This window comes from Azospira sp. I09, from assembly GCF_009177135.1.
Taxonomy (GTDB): domain Bacteria; phylum Pseudomonadota; class Gammaproteobacteria; order Burkholderiales; family Rhodocyclaceae; genus Azospira; species Azospira oryzae.
Genome location: NZ_AP021844.1, coordinates 2,797,094 through 2,820,977, shown reverse-complemented (window position 1 = coordinate 2,820,977; position 23,884 = coordinate 2,797,094). Strand labels below are relative to the sequence as shown.

Here is a 23,884-nt window from a genome sequence, read left to right as displayed (position 1 = left end):
AACAAACACGTTTCAAGCAATCTTCTTCTGCCTGTCTCGCAGAGACGCGGCCCAGTCCTTCAAAGCCTGGATGTCCTGAAAGAGATCAGCAGGTGGTGGCGGCGCGGCATTCCTACCGCTGGACGGATCGTGTGCGTCAACAATGTCGCAGCACTTCTTGAATCCGGCGGCGAAAGCATCGCAGTCAGCCTCGTTGAGCGCACTGACCTTCTTCAGGTCCTTGGCGTTGATGTAGTCCCTGTGGCGTTGAATAACGCGGACGAAAGCGATGTCCTCCAGGCCGCGCTCCCATGTGGCGCGCAGCGAGTTGTAGAGCTTTGCCACCTCGACCGCGTACTCGTCTTCCTGGTTGTTGTCATGCAGCAGCTTTGCCGCACGCGCCGCCTTCTCCAGCTTGTCGATGCGATCTTCGACGCTCTGGGCCTTCCAGGGCAGGCCGTCGGCCACCATACCGGCTCCCGCGGCGCCACGACTGAGCGTCGTGAGCCGCACGGCCTGCCCGGTCTTCGTCGCGTGGTCATTCAGATCGTTCACGAACACCAGATCATGCGTGAAGACGATGACCTGGCGGTTCTCCGCTTCTTCCACGAGACGCTTGGCCACCTGCCCGCGCCAGCGATGGTCCAATGAGGACACCGGGTCATCGAAGACCAGAGCAGAGCGGTGCATCGCGGTGGCAAGCTCGGTCATGAAGGCGGCCAGCGCCACGCAGGTCTTTTCCCCTTCGCTCAGGATTTCGTGGACCTTGGCATCCGGCTTGGCGAAGAGGCGCACCTGATACTGCGGTGAGCCGTACTTGCCGCCGGAGCGCACGATTTCGACGCGAACCTTCGAGGCCGCAAGCCGGACAATCTCTTCCTGAAATCTGTCGCGCAGCCGAGGCGTAATCACGGTGTCGGCAATGTCATTGCCCATCTTGGTGATGGTGTTCGTCGCTGTGTCGCCCGCACACTCGGTCAGAAACCGGATGGTCTTCAGCCGCTGGATTTCGTCAGTGACGACCGGCAGCATGCCGGCGAGCAGCGCCCGGTCGCTCAGCTCGGCGAAATCGGCTTCGAGCTTCTTACGTTCATCCGCGTCAGCGGACTTGCGCAGCTCGGCGGCGTAGTTGCGGATCGTGGTCTGAAGCAGGCTGAGATCAGGCAGCGGCGACGGTGGAACGGACGGAAGCTGTACCTCGCCGTTTCCGCCCAGGGCTTTGAGCAGCACGTGGCGCCGCAGCCGGGCTGCGGCGATGAAGCGGCGCGTCTGCTGCTGCAGCACTTCATTCTGGAGGCCCAGCTCGTCAAGACTGGCCTTCACCGCCCGCGTGCCGATTGCCCCGCCAGCTATGGTCTGACGTGCGGCCTGAGCTGCCTTCTCTGCCTCGCGTGCCAGCTGTTCCGTGTCCTTCTGGATGAAATCCTCGAAGCGTGCCATCCGTGCACGTGCCTCAGCTTCCAATGGCTGCTGGCAAAGCATGCAATGCGCGTCTTCTGCCGACGGCGGAAACGGCTGTCCAGGGTATGCGATCTCCGTCGAGTAGCGTCGGGCGGAATCCCAAAGTGCCCGCCACGTCTCGCCGCCGACGCCGGCAAGGGGTTCGCCCGTGAAGGCCTTCTCTGCGGCAAGACGTGCAGCGTCCCGTTTCGACCGTGCGTCCCTGGCGAGGGCAGCGGCCGCCAGCAGTTCCTCATCGGTGGTTCTGGCTGCAACGCTGTTTACCGCGGTAATCAGCCGCATGACGTTGTCGGCTTTGACGGTCTGTTCCGCCGCTGCCTTGGCCGGATTCTTCGACAGGTCTTCCCGCAGACGCTCAAGACGGGCGCTTTCGTCTGCCGAAAGCGCCGCCAGCGCTTCGATCTTCTTTGCGTCTGTGTTGGCATTCAGCGCGGCAAGCGCCTTCCCCACGGCCGTGGTGGCCTTCCAGGTCGGCGCCGCAAAGATCGGATTGCGGGCCTTCTCAAGCTGCTTCTGCTCAGCTGCGAGGGCGTCCTTCACCGCCTGGCAGGCTGCAGCAAGCTCATCCGGTACGTCCAGACCAAAGGGCCGGAATGCAACTTCGTTCTTCTCGCGGATATGCACTGAGGCGCAGTCGCTATCGAACACGCTCACCGCTGACAGCGTTGCATGCGGATTTGCGCCGTTTTGCCACTGTTCGACCGGCTGCGGCACACCGCCGACCCCGTACGCGATGTTCGCGCCGACGCGCTTCGGGGGCTGATCGGCATACACATTGGGTTCGATCTTTCCAGCATGCCTTGCACGACATGCGCGCTTCAGGATGCGTGCGTAGCCGGACTTGCCCGCACCGTTGTCGCCGTAGATGATCGTGATTCCATTCGGCTCGAAGCTGAGGGTCTGGCCGGCGGCAAGGTTGTTCACGCCGGTCACGTCGGCGATCGACAGAAGCGATACCGCGGCGGTCTGACCGGGGTTGGCCGGAAGATGGGCCTTCTCCAGCGGTACCGCTTTCAGCGCGCCTACGGGGGCACCTTTGCCTTGTTTGCAAAGGTCCACGAGTTCGCCGATATCGGCGTCCGTCAGACGGCCGTTTGCGATGATGCGGCGCAGGGCGTCACGCTGCCAGAGAGGACGATCCTTTGACCAGTCCAGAATCGTCTCCAGGACGGTCTTCTGCTGTGCGGCGGGCTTCTGCATTTCTTGTTCCTCTTCCCTGCCGGTTCATCATGCCCGTGAAGCGGCGATTTCCCGCCGCCTGGGTGCCTTGCCGGAGTCGCTCTTGCTCACCGAAGTCGATCGAGGGCAACTCAATTACGCCTTGACCTCAAAGCGCAGGTAATCCGCGAGCCGTTTCGACTCGTTGATTTCGTCATGGGGCACCAGCAGGTACTTCCAGGGCTTGGTGCCTACGTTCGCCGCGTGATCGGAAGCGTGCTTGCACCAGCGCATGGCGGCAGCGGCCTTGGCCTGAACCTCCTGGGTGTTGATGTCGGCGCGTGCCTTGGTCTCCACCATGAAGATGGTCGCGTCCGTCTCGGCGACGAAGTCGGGAATGTATTCCGGCTGCTCGGTGCCGAGCTTGTAGTAGATCTGGAACTGCCCCTTCGCGGGCTTGAACCACTTCGTCGCGTCGCGCTCCAGGATGATGGCGAAGCGCCGCTCGGTGTCCGAATCGAACTTCTGCATCGGATACAAGCAGCGTGCGAATCCGCCGAACAGCATCTGCTTGATGCGACTAGTCTCGGTCACGGTCTCCCGGAAGTGGTGGGCCGTCTGGCCTGCCGTGGCGGTGTAGTTGCACGGCTTGAGTTCGGTGAAGCCCCGACTGACCTGCACCTCGTACTCGGTCGCCTCCTCCCAGAAGTGGGCCATCATCTGCGCGTGGATTTCGCGCGCGATCAGGCGGCGGTCACGATCCAGTACGCTGATGGCTTCGTCCTCGGACAGGTAGCCGCGCAGGTGTTGCACCATCTGGCCCGCGAGGTCGTAGAGCAGATCGGCGTGGGTGAAGTAGTCGATGTCGTCGAAGTCCACCAGCGCGTGGACGATGTAGTCCTCCGGGCGCTGCTCCTTGAGCCCAACTTCGGCGGCCAGGGTGTCCTGCTCGTTGGTGCGCAGGTTATGGATGACGATCTCGCGCTCACCCGGCTGGAGATGGAGCTGGCTCACATCCAGCTTGAAGGCGTGGAAGCCTGTCGTGACCTCGCCAGTCGGCACCACTGCGATGCGCGGGATGTCGATGGTCTGCTGCACCACGATCTCGGTGGTCTTCGCCACCACGGCGGACAAGTCAAGTGCGGGGACTGATTCATCCACGCCCGCAAGCAATTCGCCTTGCAGCGGCTTCAACCGCTCCGCCACCTCCGCGAGGATTTCCTTCTGCACTTCGGGTTTCAGCAGCGCGCTGCTGGTGGGCACTAGATCGCGCTTGACCTCGTACTTGCCGATGACGTCCATGACCACACGCGCGGCCTGCTTCTCCGCCTCCGTGGTGAACACCGGCCTGGGCGCGGGGACTTCCGCTCCACTGTCAGTGCCTGAAGCCCCTGTGATCACGACCGGTGCTTCCGTCAAACCGAGACGCGCCGCAGCCCCGGACTCAACCTGCACGCTGACCTTCTTGTCGTCGGCGCTCGGCGCATCGAGGATGACCTGCTTCAGGCGAATCGGCGAGTCGCCACGGTTGGCCTCGTCGATGATCTCCTGGAACTTGTCGTGCGCGACGATGTTCAAGCGATCCACCGACGCGACGCCCGTCCGCTTGCCGTAAGGCAGACGCAGGCCGCGCCCGATGGATTGCTCGATCAGCGTGCGGGCATTGGCCGCGCGCAGCGGAACGATGGTGTAGAGGTTGGTCACGTCCCAGCCCTCCTTGAGCATGTTGACGTGAATCACGATCTCGGTCGGCTCATCCACGCTCTCCACTGCCAGCAGGCGCGTGATCATCTCTTCTTCCTCCGCGCCGGTACGGCTGGAATCGACCTGAATCACCTTCCCCTGGTAGCGCCCCTCGTAGAAGGCTTCCGACTCCAGAAGCGCCAAGAGTTGCCCCGCGTGCGTGGTATCGCGCGCGATGACGAGCATGAAGGGCTTGACCGGCTTGACGCCGTTCTCGCGGGCGTAGGTGAGCAGCTCAACCTTGGTGGTCTCGTGCAGGCGCACGCCGTCTTCCAGCTTGGTCTTCTCGATCTCCTCGGGCGTGTGCGCCTTGGCGTCGAAGTTGCGTTGGGTGACCACGGCCGGCTCCTTGACGAAGCCATCCTCCATCGCCCGCGCCAGCGGGTAGTCGATCACCACGTTCTTGAACGGCACCGGCCCTCGGCTGGACTCGACGAAGGGCGTCGCCGTCACTTCCAGACCGAATAGCGGCTTGAGTTCGTTGATGGCGCGCACGCCGGCGCTGGCCCGGTAGCGGTGCGACTCGTCCATCAGCAGCACCAGGTCAGACAGGCTAGCCAGGTGGTTGAAGTAGCTGTCGCCAAGCACTTCCTTCATCCGCTTGATGCGGGGCTCCTTGCCTCCGCGTACCTCGGAGTTGATCTTGGAGATGTTGAAGATGTTGATGCGCACGTCGTGGGCAAACCCCATCGACTGCTCATCCACCGCCGCGCCGGTCTGGTCGTAGTTGTCGCCGGTGATGATCAGCGGCGGCTGCAGCGCGAACTCGGCGATCCCCTTGAACACGTACTTCGGCGTGTTGCGCGTGAAGTCCGTGATGAGCTTGTTGTAGATCGTCAGGTTGGGCGCCAGCACGAAGAAGTTGTTGATGCCATGCGCCAGATGCAGGTAGGCGATGAAGGCTCCCATCAGGCGGGTCTTGCCCACGCCCGTGGCCAGCGCAAAGCATAGCGACGGGAACTCGCGCTCGAAGTCCTCCAGCGTGCTGAACTCGGCCTTCAGCGTGGAGAGAATGGCCGAGACATCCTGCTCGTGGCCCAAGAGTTCTGGCGCGGCATCGAGCGCACGAACCAACTTGATGAGCGATTCCGCCTGGGGCGGACGAAGGGACAGGCGACCGGTGACGGCGTGCAGGACGCGGGCGTTCATTATTCGTTCTCCCCAAACAGGCCGCCCTGTCCCGCGTTGGCGAGGGCCGCTTTTCCGCTCTTGATGTTCTTGGCGCTATTGCCAGAGGCCGCAGGCTCGGCCTTCTCAATCTCCGCCATCGGCAGGTTGGTCACATTCAGGCTGTAGTCGTCACGGCCCCAATGGCAGCGGGCCAGCACCATCTTCGGGATCTTCTTCAGCGTCAGGTTCGGCCAGCGCTCCGCCGCTTTGGACGCCGTGACTCCGTGGAAAGCGGCGCAGCACACTAACAGGCTCTGCTCCGGGCCGACTTCATCGGACAGCGCCTGCAATTGCTCAGCGGACAGGTTCTGCGTGGTGACGTAGATGAAGTCTCGCTCGCTGGAGTGGCCGTGCTGCCACCAGCGCGTTTCCGATGGCGCGTAGGTGAAGCCCTCCAGTTTGGCCAGCGCCTCGGCCAGCATCGCCGCGTTGTACTCCGGGTTGATGACCGGGTTGCCCCAGCGGTCGTTGACGATCAGGCTAGGCGCAAGACGGTAGTAACGAAAACCGCCGCCGCCCAGCCAATTCACCGCCTTAGTGATGCCGCCTGGATCGTCACCGTCGATGACCTTTTTCAGGCGCGGAATGATGTGCGTGTGGCAGTGCTCGCCCAGTTCGACCATGATCCAGCGGCGACCCATTTTGTGCGCGACCGCGCCGGTTGTGCCGGAGCCAGCGAAGGAATCCAGAACGAGGTCGCCGGTGTTCGTGGCAAGGGTAAGAACGCGCTGAAGAAGTCGCTCCGGCTTCGGAGTGTCAAATACGGTCTCCGCCTCGAGCTGAAGGACTTCCTTCTTGGCCTCTTGGTTATTGCCGACTTCGCCATGAAACCAAATGGACTGCGGCGTTACACCGCCTTCCATCTCGTTCAGGAACTTTTTGAGTCGCGGAAGGTTGTTGCCTTTTGGTCCAAACCAAAGCCTACCTTCCGCTTGCAGCTTCTCGATGTTCTCCTTGGGGCGGCTCCAACTACGTCCTTTCGCAGGGAAAACTGTCTTTCCAGATGGTGTCACCAACCCCCAGTAATCTCTGTCTCTATGCTCTGCGCGCGTAAGGTCAGTCGCGGTCCAGGGGCCTCGCGGGTCGTTATCGGGATTCTTGTATCGCTCATCCATTTCTGCTGAACGAGGCAGCGGATTGGGGAACCAAAGCCCCTTATTCAACGCATAGCAAAGAATATGGTCGTGGCTGCTACTAATCCACTTCGCATCGTTCTGCGGAGAGAACTTCTTCTGCCAAACGATATTTGAGACAAAGTTCGAACGCCCAAACACCTCATCGCACAACACCTTCAAATAATGCGCTTCATTATCATCAATTGTGATCCAAAGTGATCCATCCTCTGACAACAGGCGCTTGATGATCTCCAGCCGGTCGCGCATCAGCCCGAGCCAGATCGAATGCTCCAGCCCATCATCGTAATGCGTGAATGCGCTACCGGTGTTGTATGGCGGATCAATAAAGACGCACTTCACCTTTCCGGAAAACTCCTGCTCCAGCGCCTTCAGCGCTAGCAGGTTGTCGCCAAAGATCAGCCGATTGTGGAAGATGTCGTTGTCCGTCACGCGATGCTTGGCGTGATACGACTTTTCCGGGTCTTCCAGCAGGATACGCGGCTCCAGCTTGGGCCGCTTGTCCTTCCCAATCCATGTCAGTTCTAGTTTTTGCTTTTTCATGCCGCAACTGCCTTACTACCGTTGACACGCGCTTTGGCTGCCGCGTCGAATACCTCGTTGTTGATCGGAGAGCGCAAGCGATCGTTGTTGAGCAGCTTTAACAGAAGCTCTATGGTTTCATCCTCAACCACAACCTTTCCATTCTTCACGTTCAACTCCCAACCTTCACTCTTGCTGACCACGATCATCTGCTGAATATAGTCGGTCTGCTTGTAATAGCCGGCCTTCAAGATGGACGCCATCTTTCTCAGGTGATGGAGGTTCTCGCCGACATATCTGGTGATGCGCTCGGTGTTCTCGAACTTTCCACTGTCGATAAAATCCTGAATGACCTGAGCAGCTTTGGCTTTCATGCCTTCGCGGAAGTTCATCGAGCTTTCGAATTGCCGCTTATTGGCAATGAACGTGGTTCCGCCATAGACAAAGAAGTCATAGCGTGGATAGATCATGAAGACCTCTTTGTCATCGAGATCAACCAGCTTTTTATTGAGAAAGAAGGCGAGATCCTTGGCCGCGGCTTTCTTGGGTTGCGTGTCCGCACTGATTTTCTTCCATGCGTAAAGCTTGCGATCATCTTTCTCGAACAGGATCACGTATGCCCACGATCTGAGCAACTCTTCGTGGCTGGTCACTCTCTGATTGCTGAACCCTTTTCCAATCTCTGCCGCCACCTTGGTGAAATCCGTGGTTTCGGCGTCAATGGTGAACAATGCATCGTCGCCGTCCGCATTGTTGTAGTCGTACTCTGCAAGATGGAAGTCCTTTCCTTGCAGTTGCTGTTTCAGGTAGCGCCTGAAACGATTCTGGAGCTTCCTGTCCATATCGACGCGCAAAGCAGAATAGGGGCTTTCCTTGGATGTTCTCTTTTTGATCAGCCAGAATGAGGCAGCCCATCCGCCGAAGTCCTCGGATTTGATTTCCTTCAGTTGCTTTCTTGTTTTATTGCTCATGCGTGCCCCTCGGTGTTCTTATGCCCAGTATTGATTCGGATGTAGAGGTAGTGAGAGAGTTGATCCAGTTGCATCGAATCTCCCGCGCTGATCGGCTCCCGTGTCACGACCATTGCCTGAACCTCCTTGCCATCACGCTTGAATGTGCAATCGATCAGCATGTATCCAGCAATCGCCAAGACGGGATTGATAAATACGGTCTGGGTGCGATAGGCCATGATGAATAGAACGGACAAGAACAGCACCAAGCTGAGCAAGGTCTGCCAATCCCCCAGATCGACACGCATGAACGAGAGCATGTAAGGAATGGTATAGCCGAACATGTCCCCCGATTTGTTGGCGGCCTTGGTGACTACGACGGTCAGACCGCTTTCCACGCTCCTGACCGTCATGAGCGTCACAACGCTGCTGCCAATGGCCATGAAAATCAAAATGCCGCTCGTGGTCGCCGAGCCGAAGAAATGCGGTAATGAAAAATTCAGGTCTTTGATCGTCAAAATGATCATCAAGGGCGAGTAGGCGCTCAGAAAAAACACCAACGAAACCAGAGGTCGCAACCTAAGTGATGTATCACTCATTGCAGTCTATCCAACAGCCTTGGTTTGCGGAATTTCCTCATCAGGCACAACGATGCCTTGACTGAAGAACATGACCTCGTTTCCCACATACCGACGCTGCGCAGTGTAATTCAACCCGTAGCTAAGTGACTTACTGAGCTGGTACATGGAGCAGATTTCCTCAGCATTGTCGTAAGACACTACCCAAGGCCACTTGAAGTTTTTTTTCTGGAGCTTCTTGGCTATCGCAACATGATCATCATGCTCGTAGTAATTTCGATACAAGCCTTTGCCTTTTACGTAGTAAGGCGGGTCGAGATAGATAAGCGACTTTTTAGGCAAGAACTCCGAGCACCGCCCTAAAAGCCTCAGCGAATCCTCGCAATATACGGAAATGTTAGCGGAATGCTTGGCTATTTCCTTGATCCGCGATGCAACGATATCCTTCTTGAATCGCGCATCTAGCTTGTAATCTCCGTCCTGATTTTTCCCGCCAATGACGCCTGCTTTGAGAATCCCAGAGCGATTTGTTCGGTTCATGAACAGGGTTGCAAATCCTGTCTCGACCATGCTCGCCTTGACATCGCCGCGCAAGACCTCTCGCCACTTGAACCATTCTTCGATGGTGATGGGCGTGGCTTCAAGCAGATTCAGAAGAGCGCGAGAATGCTTGGTGACGGAAACCCAGAAGGCATACACCGCCGGGTCGGCATCGTTGATGTGAATATGGCTGGCGTGGCCATGGAACAGCAACTCCAGCGCCACGCCTGCGCCGCCTGCATACGGCTCCAGATAGTGACCACCAATTAGGCCATTCTGCCGCATCACGGCCGCGATGAAGGGCGCAAAGGGGGCTTTTCCGCCGGGATAGCGCAAGGGGCTATACAGTTTGTTGGAATACATGCCTAACCCCCCTTCAGCTTTACTTTCAATGTGGCCAGTTTGTTGGCATCAACAGCATAGCCGCCACTCATCACACCACGAAGGGCCAACTCGAATTTTTCCAAGAAGTCGTTGCAAGCATCTTGGTTGTTTTCAATCCAGTGCTTCCACGGGTTGTAGGGCTTAGATGCCAAGGCAACAAGCTTCTGAAATTCAGCATCCTTGTAGAAGCGCTTGAAGACTTCTCGCGGTTTCTTTCCACCTTGGTATGCTGCCAAGCTTGTCTTCACATCAACCTGATTTCCGTTGATGGAAAATTCACGAATGACTTCCGCTGCTGACTGGGTGAAATTGGGGCGCGCATACCCTAAATCGTTTCGCCAGAAATTATGCTCAGCAGGGAGGTTGAAGAGATACTCGAAAATCAACTGATCGGGAGGTAGGTTTCCCGGAAGAAGAACCAGGGTCTTCGGGTTCTTCCTCCTAACTTGCTGAGCAGCATCCGAGTCTAGGCACACGATGCTTCTTTCTGAAAACTCAGGCACGCCTTTGTCAATCAGTTGCAGATAGTTTGAACAACCCAAGGTCACGTCCGGCAGCGGGTTCGTGAACTTTTTGATGGATTGCCGATTCATCAGGGCGGCGAAGAAATCGGCCGCTTCCTTGTCCTCGAAGTAAACATTGACCTTGGGAAGCTTTTCGTCTGCCCCTGCCGCAACGGTTCGAGTGTTGATGTCCGCACTGATCTGCGCCCAAGACCAGTCCTGCATCACCTGCACGCCACCAAACGTGTTGCTCAGATAGATGGTTTTGTATTTCCGGCGGTATTGCTGGCTTTGCTGGTAGGCGTACTCAATCAGCGTGGGAGAGTGGGAAGTCATCACGACCTGAAGATCCAGATCTTTGCATTCCCTGTCCAGAATTTTCAACAAATTCACCTGCGCCGTTGGGAACAGCCCGGCATCCGCTTCGTCTATCAACAGCAAACCGCCCTTGTAGTCGGCGTATTCTTCTTTCAACTTGCGGAACGACATCAACGCCAAGATGATCTGACCGGCATTGTCTTCCCCAGCGGAAACGGATTCTTGATCATAATTGTCGCCATGCGCCACCGCAGAACTGATGGTTCCCTCCGTCCCTGTTGCCAAGGAAGATTGACGGTTGAGTAACTCATTGACCAACCCAATGAACTGTGGCTTGTGGTTATTCAAATAATCGAAATCAATGACTTTGTAGTCCCGATCTGCAATCGGATAGAGCCGTTTCAGGCTCAGGAAAATTACCGGATGCGTAAAGTTGCGACTTGTATTTTCGCCCTTTTCGACAGTGCTGTTGTTGCGGACTACTGGCCTGGGCGATTTTCCCCGCTTCATCAATTCGAGCTTTGCGGTCGCACTCTGATCTGTGTATCCATCGTGCAGCTCTATGTTGACCGTCATCGAACCGGGTTGGTCAAATTCATCAGAAATTCTGAAATGCTCGCTGTATTGGGATTTGAACAGACCACCGGCGATTTGTCGGAACGAAAGCGCTAAGCCTTTGAGATAGTCTTTCTCGAAGCTGAAAATTTGCGCAGCAATGCCAAGAATGGATGACTTGGACGTGCCATTCTTTCCGCAGATGACTGTGATGTGGTCGCCAAATTCGACTTCCACGTTGTTCAGTGCACGGAATTTTTCAACGACCAGCTTTTTAAGCTGAGTTTTTGGCATGATTTTCATCCTTATTTCAGCTCCCACTCGATGGTGAACAGCGTGCGCTCCTCCACCTGCTGTTGAAGTTGCACCTCCAACTGGCTAATGAGGTCGTTGCGCTGGGCTTCGACCTCATCCTGCCGAGTGAACAGTTCGCGGCGCAGCCTGCTGCGCTTGCCTTCCAGTTCGCGCTGCTTCTTCTGCCATGACAGCTTCTCTTCCAGCGTCGGCGAGGTCGCGGCGGTTCGGCGCACCTCCTTGATCTCGCGGTCGATCTCCTTGATCTCCTGCTCCAGACCGAGCTTCAGGTCGTCCGCCCAGGCATCCAGCTTCTGGACTTCCTGCTCGAAGTAGCCGAGGTTGCGCTCGTTGACGTCGCGCAGGAGCGCGGTCTTGCGGGCTTCCACGTCGGCCAGCAGGGTGGCGTCAGGGGCGTTGAACAGACTCGCGGTCTGCGTGGTCGCGGGCAGGCGCAGCAGTTTTTCCGGATCTTCTTCCGCGAGCAGGCGGCCGTCGGTCGTGCCCGCGGCAACCAGCAGATGTTGCTCCTGGTTGCCGAGTGTCTCGACCGAGATCAGCTTCACAGTGAGCCATCCGACCTTGCCGCGCCAGGCTTCAAGCGTGCTGATCTTTGAACCGTAGGCGTTGTAGTCGAAGACAAGACGGGCGCCGTCGAGTGCCCGAGCCTTGGCCTGCTCGATAGCCCATCGCGCCAGTGGATGATTGATGCGGTATAGGTGCGCGTCGCCGGAGCGGCGGGGCAGTTCGTAGCGCCCCAGCTCGATGCCCGTGAGACCGCTGTGCTCGACTTCAGTTGGTATGTGGTGCAGATCGAAGCCTCCGTCATCGAACGAGGCGTACTGGACCAGTTCGGCGCGGGTCAAGTCCATCAGCATGCGTTCGAAGCGATTGCGCGCGTTGCGGCTGTCGTCGGCCCGCATGCGCAGCTTCTCCTGCACTTCCTCATCAAAGTTCTCAAGCAATACCTGGCGCGTCTTGACCATCGCCTCGTTGATCTCGCCGGAGAGGTCGAGCTGGAGTTGCTCGAAGCTGGACTTGATTTCTTCGGGCTCTCGGCAGTTCTGGTAGATCTCGGCGATACGCCGCTCGAAGTCGACACCGGAGCCGATGGCGCCGAGAACTTCGTCGCTTGCCCCGAATACACCTTCGAAGAGCTGGAACTTCTGCGACAGCAGCTCGTACACGCGTGCATCGGCCTCATTGCTGCGGTCGACGAAGTTCACGACCACTACGTCGAATTTCTGCCCGTAGCGATGGCAGCGTCCGATACGTTGTTCGATGCGCTGCGGGTTCCAGGGAAGGTCGTAGTTGATGACGAGCGAGCAGAACTGGAGGTTGATGCCCTCGGCTCCGGCCTCGGTGGCGATCATGACCTTGCCGCGCTCCTTGAAGTGCTCGACCAGGGCCGCGCGAGTGTCGGCTGTCTTGGAGCCGCTGATGCGGTCGGTGCCTTCGTGGCGCTTCAGCCAGTCCTTGTAGATCGCCTGCGCACGCTGGTCGCTATTGGTGCCGTTGAAGTGCACGATGCCGTCGCCGTATGGCGTGTCAGCCAGCAAGTTGAGGAGGTATTCCTGCGTGCGCTTGGACTCGGTGAAGATGATGGCCTTTCTGGGCGCGCCTAGCCGATCCAGTTCGGCGAAGGCTCGATCCAGCGCGGTGAGCAGAGCCTTGCCCTTTGCGTTGTCCCGGATGTTGGTTGCCAGCGTTTTGAAGTGGCGAAGCTCCTCGATTTCCTGCGTGATGACATCGCGTTCCAAGCGGCTCGCTGCTGCGACGTCTGAGCCTTGGTCGTTCCACTCATCGGCGGTTTCGTCCAGCGACTCATAGTCCTCATCGAGTTCCTCGGCCAGATCGGGAACCTCGGTGGTTTCGTCGAGCACGCCCTGGAGGCGCTTGGCCATCGTCTCCAACGCACCCGCAATCGCGTGCGTGCTGGAGGCGAGCAGCTTCCACAGCACAAGTGAAATCAGTTGGCGCTGCCCCTCGGGCAGGGCCTTGAGGTTGGGGCGGCGCAGGTAATCGGCAACGAGCCTGGAAAGTTCCTGCTCTTCGCTCGACGGCGTGAACTCCTGAACGATGGCCTTGCGCGCTGTGTACGACACGTAGGGCTGAACCTGCTTGCGCAGGGTGCGCTTGCAGATGGGAGCCAGCCGGTCACGCAGGCTGCTGAAGGATTGCTCTCTGCCAGTGAACTGCGAGCGGAAGCTATCAAGGTCTCCGAACACGCGGTCATCGATGAAGCTGACCAGTCCATAGAGTTCGAGCAGTGAGTTCTGCAACGGCGTCGCGGTCAGGAGCACCTTGGAGTGAACGCGCGACAGCGCCTCCTTGAGGGTCTTGGCGATGACGTTGCTGGTTTTGTAGACGTTGCGGAGGCGATGCGCTTCGTCGAGGATGACCAAGTCCCAGTCGATGCCCTTGACATCGTCAGCCTTGGCCTTCGCGAACTGATAGGAACAGATGATCGGGCCGGAGGCGAACAGGAACGGGTTTCGCTGCTCCTGCTTGCGGATCGCGTTGTAGCTTTTGGCTTCGAGGATCAGCCCTTGCAGGCCGAACTTGTCCTGCAACTCCTGATGCCACTGCTTGCGCAGGTTCGCCGGAACGATGATGAGGACCTTCCGCCGCCGTTCGGCCCAGCGTTGGGAAAGGACCAAGCCGGCTTCGATGGTCTTGCCCAGACCAACTTCGTCGGCGAGGATCACGCCGCGTGAGAGGGGGTTGCGGCAAGCGAAGAGCGCGGCCTCGACTTGATGGGGATTCAGATCGACTTGCGAATCCACCAAGGTCGAAGCTAGGGACTCCACGGAATCGCCTGCTGCACGCCTGGTCAGCAGCCAAGCAAAGTACTGGCTCTGGTGCGGCGTCAGAAGCTGCTGTGTTGTCAACGGCGATCCTCCCCTTGCTCTTCCCCGAGCGTGATTCGGCGGCTGGCTTGGTCCGCGCTCACTCGGCCTCCGGCTTCTTCTTGTTGATGCTTTCGGCGATCCACCGATCCAGCTCCGAGCGGCGAAAGCGCCAGGTACCTCCAAGCTTGAACGCCGGGATCTCTCCTTTCTGGGCAAGGCGATAGACCGTCCGTTTCCCGGCTTTTAGGTAGGCCGCGACCTCCTCCAGCGTGAGGATCTCGCTCTCGACTTCACTCATCTGAAAACCATCTGGTTTGGTCTTTCGTGACTTTGGATTGCCAAGTTTGCTCAATTCTACCAAAAGGTGGTGGGCACTAGCCAACAAGAAATCCACCAGGCATTGCGCGAATGCCGGCCAGCGCGACCAACAAATCCGGTCATGCTGTAGTTCCCATTCCCTGCGGCGCAAAGCGAGAGCGCGCCACAGCATCTGGCCATCCGCTTCAACGGGAATGGCACGATGGGACAGACCAACCGCCGCACATCCGCATGGCCTGCGCTTGCCGTGGTGTTGGCTGTGTCGTTCTCGGCGCTGCAGCCTGCCGTCGCTGCCGACAGCCTCGCCTTGGAGCGTGAGCAGCTCGCCGCGCTCGCCCGCCAACTCGACCTGATCGACCGCCTCGCCGAGCACGCCGCCAATACCGCTCCGCAGGAACGCGCCCGCTACCACTTCGACTACGCCCGACTGCGCGCAGACCTGATGCGCGTTCGCGCCGGCCTGCAGGACTACCTCGTGCCCCAGCGCGCCCAGCCGCGCGATCCCGTCCCGCTGGCCGGCGATTACGTCCGCCGCGACCGCGCCTACGACGAGGTGCCGTCGCCATGACGCCCTCTGCCGATCAGGTCGCCGCCTTCCAGGCCAACGGCGGCTTTGCGCCTTCGGCCGTCGCTGCCGTGGTGCTGGGCTTCGTGTTCGCTGTGCTGCTGCTGTGGGGCGTGTGGGCCATGCGCACCGCCTATGTCGGCTGGGCCGAGCACCGCATCACTGAACGTCAGTTCCTCGCCGTCGTCGTGCGCTTCGTGGCGATGTACCTGGTGCTGACGTTCTTCCTCCTCTCCTGACCGTCACGAAAGGCCATACGCCATGAACATGCCACCGACACCCCATCGCATTCCGTCCCGCATCGCCGCTCCGCTGCTGCCGCTGGCGCTCGCGGGCCTGCCGCTGTCGGCCTTCGCGCAGGGCCTGCCGACCATGGAAGACCCATCGCGCGGCCAGGGCAGCGGCATCCTGCAGACCTTGCAGAACTACGGCTACGACATCGTGCTGCTGATCGCGCTGCTCGTGGTCGCCTCGATGTTCGTCGGCGTCTGCTATCACGCCTACACGCGCTACTCGGAGATCCACACCGGCCGCGCCACCTGGGGACAGTTCGGCCTGACGGTCGCCGTGGGCGCGATCCTCCTGGTGGTCGGCATCTGGCTGCTCACCAAGGCCACCGGCGTGCTGTGAGGGCGGCAAGCGATGGCCGTCCCTTCGGAGACCCCGCAAGACACGCTGGTGACCTTCCTGCCGCATCGGCTGAACCGCCAGCCGGTGGTCGTGCGCGGGCTGACCGCCGACGAGTTGTGGATCTGCGCCGGCCTGTCGGCCGCAGCCGGGTTCGCGCTCGGCCTGCCGCTGGCCTGGCTCACGCACAGCATCGCCATGGTGCCCACGCTGATCGTCGCCGGTATCGCGCTGGGCGTCTTCGTCGGCGGCGGCTTCCTGCGCGCGCAGAAGCGCGGCCGGCCCGATACCTGGCTCTACCGGCAGCTCCAGTGGCGGCTGGCATTGCGGCACCCGGCGCTGGCAGCGCTCCTGGGCGGCCAGCGCCTCATCACCCGCTCGGGCTTTTGGACGACCCGGCGCAATGCCGATCGAGGTACGCCATGAGCCGTTTCAAGAACGAGGTTGCGCACCTGCAGGCGCACGTGAAGACGTTGCGTCTGGGGGCCGGCGCGTTGTTCGTGGTGGCGCTGCTGCTCGGCTTCGGTTGGTGGAGTGCGCCGAAGAGTCTGACCATCCATGTGCCGCCGGACTTGCGCTCGGGCAGCACGCGCAAGTGGTGGGACGTGCCGCCCGAGAGCGTGTATGCCTTCTCCTTCTACATCTGGCAGCAGGTACAGCGCTGGCCCACGAACGGCGAAGAAGACTACCCGCGCAACCTGCGCGCGCTGTCAGCCTACCTGACGCCGAGCTGCCGGGCCTTCCTGCAGCAGGACTACGAATACCGGCGCGCCAGTGGCGAGCTGCGTCAGCGCGTGCGTGGCATCTACGAGATTCCCGGCCGCGGCTACGGCGATGATCCGGCCTCGCGCGTCAAGATGGTCTCCGACCGCGATTGGATCGTCACGCTCGACGTGAGCGCGGACGAATACTACGGCTCCGAGCAGGTCAAGCGCGCCCTGGTGCGCTACCCCATCAAGGTCGTCCGGCTGGACATCGACCCCGAGCGGAACCCCTTCGGCCTGGCGCTGGACTGCTACGCCAGCGCACCCCAGCGCATCGAAACGCCGCCGACGCCACCCCAGGCCGGCGCGCCCGCCAACGCCTCCGGCCACCTGCAGGGAGACCCCCCATGAAGCCCGTTGCCTTGTCGGCCCTGGCCGGCGTCCTGCTGATCCTCGGTTTCGTGCCGGCAAGCCAGGCCGTGGAAATCCTGCGCTGGGAGCGCCTGCCCCTGCCGGTACCGCTGGTGGTCGGCCAGGAGCGCGTGGTCTTCATCGACCGCAATGTGCGCGTCGGCGTACCGGCCAGCGTCGGCGACCATCTGCGCGTGCAGAGTGCGGGCGGCGCGATCTACCTGCGGGCGAGCGAGCCGATTCCGCCCACGCGGCTGCAACTGCAGGACGTGGAATCCGGCGCGCTGATCCTGCTCGACATCGCCGCCGAGCCGGCGAAGGACGGCCAGGCGCCGCTGGAGCCGGTGCGCATCGTGGAAGCGGAGGCCCCCGCGAAGCGCTACGGCGGCGGTGCAGCAAGTGGCGCGGACGAGCAGGCCGATGCGCCCGCAGACAAATCCGTTCCCCGGCGCGAAACGCCGGTATCGGTCGTGTTGACGCGCCATGCCGCACAGAACCTGTACGCGCCGCTGCGCACCGTCGAGCCGGTCGCCGGCATCGGGCGCGTGAACCTGCGTCGCGACCTCGCGCTGGACACCTTGCTGCCGACGCTGCCGGTGCACGCGCGGGCACTGGCCGCGTGGCGCCTGGAAGACCAGTGGGTGACGGCCGTGCGACTCACCAATACCTCGGCGCGCTGGCTCGACCTCGACCCGCGCGCCCTGCAGGGGAACTTCGTGGCGGCGACCTTCCAGCATCCGAACCTGGGGCCGGCCGGCACCGCGTCCGACACCACGGTGCTCTACCTGGTCACGCGCGGCCACGGCCTGGCCGAGTCGCTGCTGCCGGCGCTGAGCCCGATCGACGCCAGCGTGAACCTGCCGCCGGCCGCCGCGGCCGGCTCGACCGGAGGAGCGCGCGATGAAGAGTAATCCGCTGCTCAAGTGGCTGCTGATCCCGATGGCGCTGCTGCTGGTGTTCGTCGGCATCAAGCTGTTCTCCGGCGCGCCCGGCGGCCAGCCCGCTCCCAAGGGCGCGGCCAGTACGCTCACGCCCGAGGAGATGAAAGCCCTGGGCATCGCTGGCGACACGCCGCGCGATACCGTCGCCACGCTGGTGGCCCAGGTGAAGCAGTTGCGCACCGAGCTGCAGAGCGCGCTCGGCGACAACAAGCAGCACAAGGCCGAGAACGAGCGCCTGCGTGCCCGGGAAAGCGCGATCGACCAGCGCATCCAGAGCGCGCTGGAAGGCGAGCGCAACCGCCTGGAGCAGGAGCGCACCCAGGTGGCCAGCGACAGGCAGCAGACCCAGGGGCTGCTGCAGGATCTGCAGCGGCAACTGGACGGCCTTTCCGGCAAGGGTGGCCCGTCCGACCTGCCCGTCGGACTGGGGCTCGAAGAGGGTGACGGCCAGCGCTTCAACCGCGGCGCCGGTGGCACGCAGTGGGTCGAGCCCGACGACGCCAAGGTCGACGCCAAGAGCGGCAGCAAGGCGCCGAGCTTTCCTCTGAGCTTCGGGCCGGCCCAGAAAAGCCTGTCGGCCGCAGTGGAATCCGTCGCCGACGTCGGCAGCCGCGCGGTGGGCGCATCCACGAAGGCGGTCTACACCGTGCCGTCGAACTCGACGCTCATGGGGTCGATTGCCATGACGGCGCTGATCGGGCGCGTGCCGATCGATGGAACCGTCAACGACCCGTACCCGTTCAAGGTGCTGATCGGCCCGGACAACCTCACGGCCAACGGCATCGACATTCCTGACGTGGCCGGTGCCGTGGTCAGCGGCACGGCCTCGGGCGACTGGACGCTCTCGTGCGTGCGCGGGCAAATCCGCTCGGTCACGTTCGTGTTCCATGACGGCACCATCCGCACGGTGCCTGAGGACAGTAGCAAGGGTGGCAGCAGCGGCGGCAACTCGGGGCACAACGGCGCCAGCATCCAGGGCGGCCTGGGCTGGATCAGCGACCCTTACGGCATTCCCTGCGTCAGCGGCGAGCGGCGCAGTAACGCCCAGCAGTACCTGGGCAGCCAGGCACTCATCACCGCAGCCGGCGCCGGCGCGGCCTCGCTCATCAAGTCCGACAACGGCAGCGTGGCCGTGGTCGCCAACAGCAACGGTTCGCTGGGCACCGTCGGCATCAGCGGCAACGAAGCGATGGGCCGCATCCTCGCGGGCGGCGTGCGCGACATGGCCGATTGGGTCAACAAGCTCTACGGCCAGGCCTTCGCGGCGGTCTACGTGCAGCCCGGCGCCAAGGTGGCCGTGCATCTGGAGCAACCGCTCGACATCGACTACGACGCCAAGGGGCGTCGGGTCCACCACCGCACCGGAGAAGCCCATGCCTCGGATCTGGATTGACGCGGCCGCCGTGCTGCTGGCGGCCACCCTGCTCGGCGGCTGCGCCACCAGCAAGGAGAAGCTGCTGCCGCACGGCGACAGCACCATGCTCGACATCTGGAATCAGGAGACCGGCGGCGGCGCGGGCGGCGGCCAGGCCGCGCGGCAACTGCTCGACGCGCGCCAGGGCCTGCGCCGGCCGCTGACCGAGGCCGATGTGCAGGCGGCGCCCGGCGTGCAGGCGCGCTACACCCGTACCGCGCAGAACGAGATCTACCGCCAGTTCCACCGCCTGCCGAACCCCGACCTGGTGATGTACGTGTTCCCGCACCTGGCGGGCACCGACCCGGTGCCGGTGCCCGGCTACAGCACGGTGTTCCCGCTCTACCAGCGCGTGCAGTACGCGATGCCGGGCGAGCGCGTGGAGGACTACTGATGGCCTGGTCGCTGCCGTGGTCACGCAAGCCCGACGCATCGCCTGCTGACGCCGCGGATGCGGCCGATGATGCCTGGGCACAGCACGTAACGGCGCTGGCGGCACAGGGTGTCGCCGAGCCGGGCAGCGCGCTCGGCCGGGGCCGGCGCAGGCCGGCCACCCAGGCCGACCACGATGCGCTCTATGGCGTCGCGCCGTCGTTCGCGGACTTGCTGCCCTGGGTCGAGTACCTGCCCGACACGAAGTGCATGTTGCTGGAAGACGGCCAGTCGGTGGCGGCCTTCTTCGAGCTGGCGCCGGTCGGTACCGAGGGCCGCGAGATGGCCTGGCTATGGCAGGCGCGCGATGCGCTGGAGAACGCCCTGCAGGACTCCTTCGACGAGTTGGACGACAACCCCTGGGTGGTGCAGCTCTATGCCCAGGACGAGGCCGACTGGGACAACTATCTGCGCTCCCTGGCGAACTATCTGCAGCCGCGTGCGCAGGGCAGCGCGTTCAGCGACTTCTACCTGCGCTTCTTTGCCCATCACCTGCGCGCCATCGCCAAGCCGGGGGGCTTCTTCGAGGACACCACGGTGACGCGCCTGCCGTGGCGCGGCCAGGTCCGGCGCGTGCGCATGGTCGTCTACCGCCGCACGCCCGCGACCCCGACCCTGCGGCGCGGCCAGTCGCCCGAGCAGGCGCTGACCACGATCTGTGACCGCCTCGCCGGCGGGCTGGGAAATGCGGGCGTGAAAGCGCGGCGTCTCGGCGCGGCGGACATCCACGCCTGGCTGCTGCGCTGGTTCAACCCGAATCCGACCTTGCTCGGCGCCACTGCCGAAGATCGGGAACGCTTCTATGCGCTGAGCCGCTACCCGGAAGAGCGGGAGGAGGGCGAGATCGAGCTCGCCAGCGGCACCGACTTCGCGCAGCGCCTGTTCTTCGGCCAGCCACGTTCGGACGTGCCCAACGGGCTGTGGTTCTTCGACGGCATGCCGCATCGGGTGATCGTGATGGATCGCCTGCGCACGCCACCCGTGACGGGTCATCTGACGGGCGAGACGCGCAAAGGCGGCGATGCCATGAACGCGCTGTTCGATCAGATGCCCGAAGACACGGTGATGTGCCTGACGCTGGTCGCCACGCCCCAGGACGTGCTGGAGGCGCACCTCAACCACCTCGCCAGGAAGGCCGTCGGCGAGACCCTGGCCTCGGAGCAGACCCGGCAGGACGTGCAGCAGGCGCGCGGCCTGATCGGCAGCGCGCACAAGCTCTACCGCGGCGCGCTGGCGTTCTACCTGCGCGGCCGCGACCTGGCCCAGCTCGATGCGCGCGGCCTGCAGCTCGTCAACGTGATGCTCAACGCCGGCCTGCAGCCGGTACGCGAAGAGGACGAGGTGGCGCCGCTGAACAGCTATCTGCGCTGGCTGCCGTGCGTGTTCGATCCGGCTGCCGACAAGCGCCAGTGGTACACCCAGCTCATGTTCGCGCAACATGCGGCGAACCTGGCGCCGGTCTGGGGCCGCAGTCAGGGCACGGGGCATCCGGGCATCACGTTCTTCAACCGCGGCGGCGGCCCGATCACCTTCGATCCGTTGAACCGCCTCGACCGGCAGATGAACGCGCATCTGTTCCTGTTCGGCCCTACGGGGTCGGGCAAGAGCGCGACGCTCAACAATATCCTGAATCAGGTGACGGCGATCTATCGGCCGCGCCTGTTCATCGTCGAGGCGGGCAACAGCTTCGGCCTGTTCGGCGACTTCGCGGCACGTTTGGGCCTCACCGTGCATCGCGTGAAGCTCGCGCCCGGCGCGGGCGTCAGTCTGGCGCCGTTCGCCGACGCCTGGCGCCTGGTCGATACGCCGAGCCAGGTACAGACGCTGGACGCCGATGCGCTCGACGAAGACCAGACCGATGCCGGCATGGCCGTGGAAGGCGACGAGCAGCGCGACGTCCTCGGGGAGCTGGAGATCACTGCACGACTGATGATCACCGGCGGCGAGGACAAAGAAGAAGCGCGCATGACGCGCGCCGACCGCAGCCTGATCCGCCAGTGCATTCTCGATGCGGCCCAGCATTGCGTGGCGGACGAACGCACGGTGCTCACGCGCGATGTGCGCGACGCGCTGCGCGAGCGCGCCCGCGACGCCACGCTGCCGGAGATGCGGCGCGCACGGCTGCTGGAGATGGCCGACGCCATGGATATGTTCTGCCAGGGCGTGGACGGCGAGATGTTCGACCGGTCCGGCACGCCGTGGCCCGAGGCGGACATCACCATCGTGGACCTGGCCACCTTCGCGCGCGAGGGCTACAACGCCCAACTCTCGATTGCCTACATCTCGCTCATCAACACCGTCAACAACATCGCCGAGCGCGACCAGTTCCTGGGCCGCCCGATCATCAACGTGACGGACGAAGGCCACATCATCACGAAGAACCCACTGCTCGCGCCCTACGTGGTCAAGATCACCAAGATGTGGCGCAAGCTCGGCGCCTGGTTCTGGCTCGCCACGCAGAACCTGGACGACCTGCCGAAAGCGGCCGAGCCCATGCTCAACATGATCGAGTGGTGGATCTGCCTGTCGATGCCGCCCGATGAAGTCGAGAAGATCGCGCGCTTCCGCGAACTCAACGCTTCGCAGAAGGCGCTGATGCTTTCGGCCCGCAAGGAGGCCGGCAAGTTCTCCGAAGGCGTCATCCTGTCCAAGTCGATGGAAGTGCTGTTCCGCGCCGTGCCGCCCAGCCTTTACCTGGCGATGGCGATGACCGAGCCCGAGGAGAAGGCCGAACGCTTCCAGCTGATGCAGCAGCACGGCATCAGCGAACTCGATGCCGCCTTCCGCGTGGCCGAGAAGGTCGACCGTGCGCGGGGCATCGAACCCCTGGCGCTGGACACGCTGGCCTGACGGGAGCGACACGATGCGCCTGCCTTCATTCGCCCGCCGTCATCCCCGGACCGGTCTGCTGATCGTGGCGACGATTGCGGTGGCCTCGTGGATGCTGCTGCGCGCGCCGCATCCTGCAACCGAGCCCATGTCCCTGGCCGCCGCCGGGTCCGAAGCGTCGAAACCGGCCGGCCCGCCCTGGCTGTATGGCCGTGCCGATGCGCGCTTCACGGTGGTCGGGTACGCCGACCTGGAGTGTCCGTATTGCCGGGCCTACTTCCCCGCGCTCAAGCGCTGGATCGACGCCTATCCCGAGGTGAACTGGCAGTGGCACCACCTGCCGCTGTCCATGCACGAGCCGGCCGCGACCGCCGGGGCACGCCTGGCCGAGTGCGCGGGCGAGACGGGCGGACATGCCACGTTCTGGCAGGCCGTGGCGTGGCTCTATGCGCACACGCGCGGCGACGGCCAGGGCCTGCCGGACGGTCTGCGCTATCCCGACCTCACGCCAGCCATGCAGGGTTGTCTCGACAGCGATCGCCCCGATGCCGTCATCCGCGCCCAGGCGGTGGAAGCAGCACAGCAGGGCATCGCGGCCACGCCGGCCCTGCAACTGCGCGACCGCGAGTCCGGCAAGACCCTCCTGCTGCACGGCCCCGTCGAAGGCGATGCCTTGCTGTCGGCCATCGACCTGCTCGCTGCCGGCAGCACGACCGCAGCCGAACCTGCCCATTCCCCAGACATGCCCGCCGGCGTTGCCGGTGACATGCCCAGGTAGCCATCGATCTTCAAGGCTGCGGCGCGGCTCGTCCGCGTTGATCGAAACCCGTTCGCATCGCATCCCTTGACGCGAACGGCCACCGCATCCGCGGTGGTGGATGCCCGCTCGTCACCTGTTCCATCCCCATCGTCCCCAGGAGGGTTTGCCCTCCTGGGGCAGGCGCCCTCCGATCTCATCCATTGGAGGTTCGCCATGTCTCTTGTCATCGCCGACTCCCGCCCGGAGTCGCTCACCCTGATCGCCGCCCAGCACGAAGACTGGATCATCCAGCAGGCCATCACCCTGCTGGAGAACCGCGTGTTCAAGGCCGGTCCGGCGCTGGGCAGTCCCGCCGCCGTGCGCGACTACCTGCGCCTGAAACTGGTCGCGGAGCCGAACGAAATCTTCGCCGTCGTGTTTCTCGACAACCAGCACCAGGTGCTCGCCTTCGAGCCGCTGTTCAAGGGCACGGTCGACCAGACTTCTGTGTATCCGAGGGTGGTGGTCCAGCGTGCGCTGGCGCTCAACGCTTCGGCGCTGATCCTGGCGCATCAGCACCCCTCTGGGAACACCGAGCCCTCGGCCGCTGATCGTGCGATCACCGAGCGGCTGAAGAGCGCCCTGGCCACCGTCGATGTCCGGGTGCTGGATCACTTCATCGTCGGCAAGGGCAGCCCGTACTCGTTCGCCGAAGCCGGCTTGCTGTAGCAGCACCAGCGGACGCGCATTCATGTCATCACCAC

Annotated in this window: 20 protein-coding genes; 11 read left to right on the top strand and 9 right to left on the bottom strand. The window is 62.5% G+C overall.

Annotated elements, in window-relative coordinates:
* Positions 1-12 precede the first annotated feature (12 nt).
* From AZSP09_RS13130 to AZSP09_RS20755, 9 genes are all read right to left on the bottom strand, one after another.
* Positions 13-2,640 (bottom strand): AAA family ATPase, encoded by a 2,628-nt coding sequence (locus AZSP09_RS13130; protein WP_152090304.1) that lies wholly within the window; start codon positions 2,638-2,640, stop codon positions 13-15.
* A gap of 114 nt (positions 2,641-2,754) precedes the next feature.
* Entirely contained in the window at positions 2,755-5,490 is a 2,736-nt protein-coding gene (locus AZSP09_RS13125; protein ID WP_152090303.1) for a DEAD/DEAH box helicase, read from the bottom strand.
* Positions 5,490-7,187, bottom strand: coding sequence for a site-specific DNA-methyltransferase (locus tag AZSP09_RS13120; RefSeq protein WP_152090302.1), 1,698 nt, complete (start codon positions 7,185-7,187; stop codon positions 5,490-5,492). Before AZSP09_RS13120 ends, AZSP09_RS13125 begins: the two co-directional genes overlap by 1 nt.
* Positions 7,184-8,137 carry a DUF4868 domain-containing protein gene (locus AZSP09_RS13115; protein ID WP_152090301.1) on the bottom strand — a complete coding sequence of 318 codons (954 nt, stop codon included), beginning with the start codon at positions 8,135-8,137 and terminating at the stop codon, positions 7,184-7,186. Before AZSP09_RS13115 ends, AZSP09_RS13120 begins: the two co-directional genes overlap by 4 nt.
* Positions 8,134-8,715, bottom strand: a complete 582-nt coding sequence (locus tag AZSP09_RS19985) for a hypothetical protein (protein ID WP_172974763.1) — start codon at positions 8,713-8,715, stop codon at positions 8,134-8,136. The genes AZSP09_RS13115 and AZSP09_RS19985 overlap by 4 nt, the downstream gene beginning before the upstream one ends.
* Positions 8,716-8,721: 6 nt before the next feature.
* Positions 8,722-9,597 carry a DNA adenine methylase gene (locus AZSP09_RS13105; protein ID WP_152090300.1) on the bottom strand — a complete coding sequence of 292 codons (876 nt, stop codon included), beginning with the start codon at positions 9,595-9,597 and terminating at the stop codon, positions 8,722-8,724.
* Positions 9,598-9,599: 2 nt separating this feature from the next.
* Positions 9,600-11,297, bottom strand: a complete 1,698-nt coding sequence (locus AZSP09_RS13100) for an AAA family ATPase (protein WP_152090299.1) — start codon at positions 11,295-11,297, stop codon at positions 9,600-9,602.
* 2 nt (positions 11,298-11,299) lie between these two features.
* The gene (locus AZSP09_RS13095; RefSeq protein ID WP_152090298.1) at positions 11,300-14,179 is read right to left on the bottom strand and encodes an SNF2-related protein; all 2,880 of its coding nucleotides are present in this window, start codon (positions 14,177-14,179) and stop codon (positions 11,300-11,302) included.
* A gap of 58 nt (positions 14,180-14,237) precedes the next feature.
* Positions 14,238-14,630, bottom strand: coding sequence for a helix-turn-helix domain-containing protein (locus AZSP09_RS20755; protein ID WP_442858677.1), 393 nt, complete (start codon positions 14,628-14,630; stop codon positions 14,238-14,240).
* 30 nt (positions 14,631-14,660) lie between these two features.
* Here AZSP09_RS20755 and AZSP09_RS13085 point away from each other — a divergent pair, with 30 nt between their 5' ends.
* The 11 genes from AZSP09_RS13085 to radC all read left to right on the top strand — a co-directional run bounded on the left by AZSP09_RS13085 (position 14,661) and on the right by radC (position 23,849).
* Complete coding sequence (locus AZSP09_RS13085; RefSeq protein ID WP_152090297.1) at positions 14,661-15,026, top strand: integrative conjugative element protein, RAQPRD family; 366 nt, start codon at positions 14,661-14,663, stop codon at positions 15,024-15,026.
* Positions 15,023-15,262, top strand: coding sequence for a TIGR03758 family integrating conjugative element protein (locus tag AZSP09_RS13080; RefSeq protein WP_003294214.1), 240 nt, complete (start codon positions 15,023-15,025; stop codon positions 15,260-15,262). The genes AZSP09_RS13085 and AZSP09_RS13080 overlap by 4 nt, the downstream gene beginning before the upstream one ends.
* Before the next feature lie 22 nt (positions 15,263-15,284).
* Entirely contained in the window at positions 15,285-15,653 is a 369-nt protein-coding gene (locus AZSP09_RS13075) for a TIGR03745 family integrating conjugative element membrane protein (protein WP_021248605.1), read from the top strand.
* Between the two features lie 12 nt (positions 15,654-15,665).
* A complete protein-coding gene (locus AZSP09_RS13070; RefSeq protein ID WP_023093115.1) occupies positions 15,666-16,076 on the top strand; it encodes a TIGR03750 family conjugal transfer protein in 411 nt (136 codons plus the stop codon).
* The gene (locus tag AZSP09_RS13065; protein WP_152090296.1) at positions 16,073-16,765 is read left to right on the top strand and encodes a PFL_4703 family integrating conjugative element protein; all 693 of its coding nucleotides are present in this window, start codon (positions 16,073-16,075) and stop codon (positions 16,763-16,765) included. Before AZSP09_RS13070 ends, AZSP09_RS13065 begins: the two co-directional genes overlap by 4 nt.
* A complete protein-coding gene (locus AZSP09_RS13060; protein ID WP_152090295.1) occupies positions 16,762-17,676 on the top strand; it encodes a TIGR03749 family integrating conjugative element protein in 915 nt (304 codons plus the stop codon). The genes AZSP09_RS13065 and AZSP09_RS13060 overlap by 4 nt, the downstream gene beginning before the upstream one ends.
* Positions 17,666-19,099: a TIGR03752 family integrating conjugative element protein gene (locus AZSP09_RS13055; protein ID WP_025513343.1), complete on the top strand. Its 1,434-nt coding sequence runs from the start codon at positions 17,666-17,668 to the stop codon at positions 19,097-19,099. The genes AZSP09_RS13060 and AZSP09_RS13055 overlap by 11 nt, the downstream gene beginning before the upstream one ends.
* Positions 19,080-19,514 (top strand): TIGR03751 family conjugal transfer lipoprotein, encoded by a 435-nt coding sequence (locus AZSP09_RS13050; RefSeq protein ID WP_025513344.1) that lies wholly within the window; start codon positions 19,080-19,082, stop codon positions 19,512-19,514. The genes AZSP09_RS13055 and AZSP09_RS13050 overlap by 20 nt, the downstream gene beginning before the upstream one ends.
* Positions 19,514-22,402 (top strand): conjugative transfer ATPase, encoded by a 2,889-nt coding sequence (locus AZSP09_RS13045; protein WP_152090294.1) that lies wholly within the window; start codon positions 19,514-19,516, stop codon positions 22,400-22,402. Before AZSP09_RS13050 ends, AZSP09_RS13045 begins: the two co-directional genes overlap by 1 nt.
* Positions 22,403-22,415: 13 nt before the next feature.
* The gene (locus AZSP09_RS13040) at positions 22,416-23,159 is read left to right on the top strand and encodes a DsbA family protein (RefSeq protein WP_152090293.1); all 744 of its coding nucleotides are present in this window, start codon (positions 22,416-22,418) and stop codon (positions 23,157-23,159) included.
* 195 nt (positions 23,160-23,354) lie between these two features.
* A complete protein-coding gene (gene radC, locus AZSP09_RS13035; protein WP_011829985.1) occupies positions 23,355-23,849 on the top strand; it encodes a RadC family protein in 495 nt (164 codons plus the stop codon).
* Positions 23,850-23,884: the final 35 nt, after the last annotated feature.

What these genes read in the sequence shown, in the direction of transcription:
- AZSP09_RS13105 (WP_152090300.1), bottom strand. Translation starts at nt 9,597, where the DNA reads ATGTATTCCAACAAACTGTATAGCCCCTTGCGCTATCCCGGCGGAAAA.
- AZSP09_RS20755 (WP_442858677.1), bottom strand. Translation starts at nt 14,630, where the DNA reads ATGCTGTGGCGCGCTCTCGCTTTGCGCCGCAGGGAATGGGAACTACAG.
- AZSP09_RS13055 (WP_025513343.1), top strand. Translation starts at nt 17,666, where the DNA reads ATGAAGAGTAATCCGCTGCTCAAGTGGCTGCTGATCCCGATGGCGCTG.
- AZSP09_RS13120 (WP_152090302.1), bottom strand. Translation starts at nt 7,187, where the DNA reads ATGAAAAAGCAAAAACTAGAACTGACATGGATTGGGAAGGACAAGCGG.
- AZSP09_RS13070 (WP_023093115.1), top strand. Translation starts at nt 15,666, where the DNA reads ATGGCCGTCCCTTCGGAGACCCCGCAAGACACGCTGGTGACCTTCCTG.
- AZSP09_RS13125 (WP_152090303.1), bottom strand. Translation starts at nt 5,490, where the DNA reads ATGAACGCCCGCGTCCTGCACGCCGTCACCGGTCGCCTGTCCCTTCGT.
- AZSP09_RS13075 (WP_021248605.1), top strand. Translation starts at nt 15,285, where the DNA reads ATGAACATGCCACCGACACCCCATCGCATTCCGTCCCGCATCGCCGCT.
- AZSP09_RS13065 (WP_152090296.1), top strand. Translation starts at nt 16,073, where the DNA reads ATGAGCCGTTTCAAGAACGAGGTTGCGCACCTGCAGGCGCACGTGAAG.
- AZSP09_RS13115 (WP_152090301.1), bottom strand. Translation starts at nt 8,137, where the DNA reads ATGAGCAATAAAACAAGAAAGCAACTGAAGGAAATCAAATCCGAGGAC.
- AZSP09_RS19985 (WP_172974763.1), bottom strand. Translation starts at nt 8,715, where the DNA reads ATGAGTGATACATCACTTAGGTTGCGACCTCTGGTTTCGTTGGTGTTT.
- AZSP09_RS13085 (WP_152090297.1), top strand. Translation starts at nt 14,661, where the DNA reads ATGGGACAGACCAACCGCCGCACATCCGCATGGCCTGCGCTTGCCGTG.
- AZSP09_RS13130 (WP_152090304.1), bottom strand. Translation starts at nt 2,640, where the DNA reads ATGCAGAAGCCCGCCGCACAGCAGAAGACCGTCCTGGAGACGATTCTG.
- AZSP09_RS13100 (WP_152090299.1), bottom strand. Translation starts at nt 11,297, where the DNA reads ATGAAAATCATGCCAAAAACTCAGCTTAAAAAGCTGGTCGTTGAAAAA.
- AZSP09_RS13045 (WP_152090294.1), top strand. Translation starts at nt 19,514, where the DNA reads ATGGCCTGGTCGCTGCCGTGGTCACGCAAGCCCGACGCATCGCCTGCT.
- AZSP09_RS13040 (WP_152090293.1), top strand. Translation starts at nt 22,416, where the DNA reads ATGCGCCTGCCTTCATTCGCCCGCCGTCATCCCCGGACCGGTCTGCTG.
- AZSP09_RS13080 (WP_003294214.1), top strand. Translation starts at nt 15,023, where the DNA reads ATGACGCCCTCTGCCGATCAGGTCGCCGCCTTCCAGGCCAACGGCGGC.
- AZSP09_RS13050 (WP_025513344.1), top strand. Translation starts at nt 19,080, where the DNA reads ATGCCTCGGATCTGGATTGACGCGGCCGCCGTGCTGCTGGCGGCCACC.
- AZSP09_RS13060 (WP_152090295.1), top strand. Translation starts at nt 16,762, where the DNA reads ATGAAGCCCGTTGCCTTGTCGGCCCTGGCCGGCGTCCTGCTGATCCTC.
- radC (WP_011829985.1), top strand. Translation starts at nt 23,355, where the DNA reads ATGTCTCTTGTCATCGCCGACTCCCGCCCGGAGTCGCTCACCCTGATC.